Raw genomic sequence first — 4,332 nt, forward strand, 5'->3', positions numbered from 1 at the left:
GGACCCGCATGATCCCGCCGCCGCCCCGGCCCCCCAGGGCGGCGCACTCTTATCCATCCGCGGACTGCGCGTCGCCTTTTCGGGCGTCGAAGTGCTCCACGGCGTCGATCTCGACCTGAAGCGCGGGGAGATCCTCGCGCTGATCGGCGAGTCGGGCTCCGGCAAATCCGTCCTCGCGCGCTCCGTGATGGGGCTCGCGGGGTCGCGCAGCACCACCACCGGCAGCATCCGCTTTGAAGGGCGCGAGCTCGCCGGCGCCCCCGAGGAGACGCTCCACGCGCTGCGCGGCGCCGAAGTGAGCATGATCGTGCAGGACGCGATGGCCGCCCTCAATCCGATGCGCACGATCGGCGAGCAGCTGATGGAGACGATCGTCTACCGGCATCCGGACTACCGGAACCGGGCTTGCGAAGGGGTGCTCTTCGAAAAGAAGGCCGAGCTCACGAAGCTCGCCGTTGAATTCCTGCGCCAGGTCGGGATCACCGCGCCCGAAAAGCGCACCCTCTCCTACCCGCACCAGCTCTCGGGCGGCATGCGCCAGCGCGTGCTGATCGCGCTCGCCCTCGTGGGCGCCCCGAAGCTCCTGCTCGCCGACGAGCCGACCACCGCGCTCGACGTGGTCGTGCAACGCGAGATCCTGTCGCTTCTGCGCGACCTCGTGCGTGCGCGGGGCATGTCAATGCTCCTCGTCACCCACGACCTGCACCTCGCGCGCGACGTCGCCGACCGGGTGTCGGTGATGTACGCGGGCTCGCTCCTCGAGGACGGCCCCTGCGCGAAGGTGATTCCTCACCCCGCGCACCCCTACACCGAGGGGCTCCTCAACGCCATGCCCGACATGGAGAGCCCCCGCGGGTCCCTCAAGCCCATCGAGGGCGAGGTTCCCGCCCCCTCCGAACTCGGCGCGGGCTGCCCCTTTGCGAGCCGCTGCGTCCTCGCGGCGCCCGAATGCCGCCGCACGATGCCCCCGATGCACGACGTCGACCCGGGCTGGCGCTCGCGGTGCCTTCTCGCCCACACGCGCTCGGCGGACCTCGAGAAGTTGGAGGAGATCGCCGCGGCCGCGCCCGAAGCCCTCGGGTCCGTCAAGATCGAGGCTGAAATCGACCGCCGCGGGTTCGGCGGCGTGCAGAGGAGCGAATTCCCCGTCATCGTGGACGCGCGGATCAAGAAGCACTGCTACTACGCCCGCCGCGGCTTCTTCGGCCGCCGCACGCCCTGGAACGTCCTCGAGGACGTGGACCTGCAGATCAACCGCGGCGAAGTCCTCGGGCTCGTGGGCGAGTCGGGCTGCGGCAAGTCCACCCTGGCGCGCCTCATGCTTGGGCTCACGCGCCCCACCGACGGCTCGGTGCGCTTCAGAAACGCCGAGTACCCCGAGCCCCGCACGGTCGAGTGGCGCGCGCAGCGCGCCGCGGCGCAGATGATCTACCAGGACCCCTTCAGCTGCTTTGACGAGCGCATGACGGTCCTCGACCAGGTCGCCGAACCCCTCGAGATCCACGAAGGGCTCTCCCACACGGAAGCCTGCCGGCGCGCGCTCGAGGTGCTGCGCGCCGTGGGGCTTCCCGAGCACCACGCCGGCAAGCTCCCCGGCGTGATGTCGGGCGGGCAGCTCCAGCGCGCGGCGATCGCGCGCGCGGTGGCGCTGCGCCCCGCGCTCCTCGTGTGCGACGAACCCGTCGCGTCGCTCGACGTCTCGATTCAGGCGCAGGTGCTCGCGCTCTTGAACCGCCTCAAGGCCACGACCCACATGTCGATGCTCTTCGTCTCGCACAACCTCAACGTGGTGCGCTACCTCTGCGACCGCGCGGCGGTGATGTACCTCGGGCGGATCGTCGAGACGGGACCGGTGGACGAAGTCTTCCACCACCCGAAGCACCCGTACACGCGGCTCCTGCTCGCGTCCACCCCGGGCGCGGCCGACCAGGTGATCCGCTTCTATCCCAAGGGCGTGATGCCCTCGCCCATGGACCGCCCCGCGGGGTGCGTCTTCGCGAACCGGTGTCCCGTCGCCGCGGAGCGCTGCCGCCGGGACGTCCCCGAACTCGAGCCGGTCGCGGACGGGCACGCCTGCGCGTGCTTCGTGAAGCACTCCTTCCTCACGGACGAGGCGCCCGCTCCCACCCACGCAGAGGAGCGCTGAAAGCATGTTCGCCCTCATCTCCCGCATCGTCGCCCGCGCGCTCCTCACGCTTCTTCTGCTCACGGCGTGCGTCTTCTTCTGCCTCCACCTCACGGGCGACCCCGCGCGCCTGATGCTCGGCAGCGACGCCGATCAGAGCGCGCTTGAAGTCTTCCGCGAACAGTGGGGCCTCAACCGTCCGCTCTGGGAGCAGTTCGTGGTCTACCTCAAGAAGGCCGTGATGCTCGACATGGGCGTGAGCTACTCGACGAACCTCCCGGTGCGCGAGGTCTTCATGACGGCCCTGGTGCCGACCCTGAAGCTCATGCTCCCCACCGCGGTCGTGACGCTCCTGATCGGCATTCCGACGGGCGTCGTGGCGGCGCTGCACCGCAACAGCGCGCTCGACCGCGGCATGATGGTCGCGTCGGTCGTCTGCTACGCGGTGCCGAACTTCTTCATGGGCATCCTGCTGCTCCTCGTCTTCTCGATCTGGCTCGGGTGGCTGCCCTCCTACGGCGACGCCACCCTCTGGCACTACATCATGCCGGTGATCACGATGGCGACCTCGGAGGCGGCGATCTTCTCGCGCTACGCGCGCAGCGCCATGCTCGAGGCGATGCGGCTGCCGTGCGTGCGCGCCGCGCGCATGCGCGGGCTCCCGGAGCGCCGCGTGATCTGGCTCCACGCCCTTCCGAACGCCATGCTCTCCATCCTCACGATCCTCGGCTTCTTCCTCGGCACCCTCGTTGCGGGCGCCGTGATCACCGAGAACGTCTTCTCGTGGCCGGGCGTCGGCAAGCTCCTCGTGCAGTCCGTGGCGCTGCGCGACATTCCGGTCGTGCAGATGATCGTCCTCGCGACGGGGTTCTCCCTCATCATCGCCAACCTCCTGATGGACGTGCTCGCGCTCGTCGTCAACCCGCGCCTGCGCAAGGAATCCTGAGGAGGCTCTGAGAAAAATGTCCGCAAACACCGCCGCCCGCCCCGGACTCCCCGCGCGCTTCGCCGCCGGATTCCCCCGGGGGCTCCCGGGCCTCTGCGCCGTCATCCTCATCGTCTTCTTCGTCTCGGGGCTCCTCGCTCCGTGGATCGCGCCGTACGGGCTCGAAGACATGGACCTTCTCTCGCGGCTCGTGCCGCCGCTCACGTCCCTCGCGCACCCGCTCGGCACCGACGAGCTCGGGCGCGACGTCTTCTCGAGGCTTCTCTATTCGCTGCGGCTCTCGTTCGTGCTCGCCGTCACGGGCACGGCGCTGGGCGCCGTGATCGGGACGCTCCTCGGGTTCCTCGCGGCGCGCTTCGGCGGCTTCGTCGACGACGTCGTGAACGTCGCGATCGACTTCACCGCCGCGCTCCCCTTCATCGTCCTCGCCCTCATGATCCTCGCCTTCCTCGGCACGGACGTGACGGTGATCATCGTGATCATGGCGGTCTACGGCTGGAACCGCTACGCGCGCCTCACGCGCAACCTCGCGCGCTCGGCCTACACGGAGGGCTACGCCGCCGCTCTGGAAGGCCTCGGCATCCCGACGCGGCGCATCCTCTGGCGGCACATCCTCCCCAACATCGCGAGCGCGCTCGTGGTGAACATGACGCTCAACTTCCCCGGGATGATTCTGCTCGAGACCGCGCTGAGCTTCCTCGGCGTGGGCGTCCAGCCCCCGATGAGCTCGTTGGGCACCATGCTCGGGTTCGGCCGCGACTACCTCACCACCGCCTGGTGGATCGCCGTGATTCCGGGCGTCGTGATCGTGATCTCCACGCTCTCGATGTCGCTCCTGGGCGACTGGGTGCAGCAGAAGCTCGACCCGCAGATGCGCTGACGCGCCCGCTTCTCCCCGCCTCACTCCAGATCCACCGCTGCGCCGCGGCCTCCCCGCGGGCGGCTCCATTAAAATCGGCGGACTCCACTCCTCCCCACCGAGAAGCACCTCATGCAGAACTGCGCGCAGATCCTCCGCTGGAGCGCCTGGGCGCCGGGCCTTGAAGGTCCGGACGCCTGGAGCGCCGCCGCCCGACTCCCGGGCTTCGGACTCTCCGGGAGCGGCTTCGCGGCTCCGGACGCCCTCGAGCCCAAGGCCCCCGCGGCCCTCGTTCCCCCGATGCTGCGCCGCAGGCTCCCGCCCTTGGGGCGTGCGCTCGCCGAAGTGCTCGCACCGCTCGCCGCCGTCGCGCCCGACGCCCCCTGGGTCTACGCCTCGCGC

At 69.9% G+C, this 4,332-nt stretch carries 4 protein-coding genes; all 4 read left to right on the forward strand.

Annotation, left to right across the window (positions count from 1 at the left end; translation table 11 throughout):
• A partial coding sequence (locus ACT6Y9_RS08985) for a dipeptide ABC transporter ATP-binding protein (RefSeq protein WP_443744285.1) occupies positions 1–2,146 on the forward strand: 2,146 nt, incomplete at its 5' end.
• A gap of 4 nt (positions 2,147–2,150) precedes the next feature.
• Positions 2,151–3,071 (forward strand): ABC transporter permease, encoded by a 921-nt coding sequence (locus ACT6Y9_RS08990; protein ID WP_295476914.1) that lies wholly within the window; start codon positions 2,151–2,153, stop codon positions 3,069–3,071.
• A gap of 16 nt (positions 3,072–3,087) precedes the next feature.
• Positions 3,088–3,951, forward strand: coding sequence for an ABC transporter permease (locus tag ACT6Y9_RS08995; protein WP_295476912.1), 864 nt, complete (start codon positions 3,088–3,090; stop codon positions 3,949–3,951).
• Between the two features lie 111 nt (positions 3,952–4,062).
• Positions 4,063–4,332, forward strand: a 270-nt coding sequence (locus ACT6Y9_RS09000; RefSeq protein WP_443744286.1) for a beta-ketoacyl synthase chain length factor, incomplete at its 3' end; no start/stop codon positions are given.

It is taken from the genome of Sutterella sp. (assembly GCF_052272535.1).
Lineage (GTDB): Bacteria > Pseudomonadota > Gammaproteobacteria > Burkholderiales > Burkholderiaceae_F > Sutterella.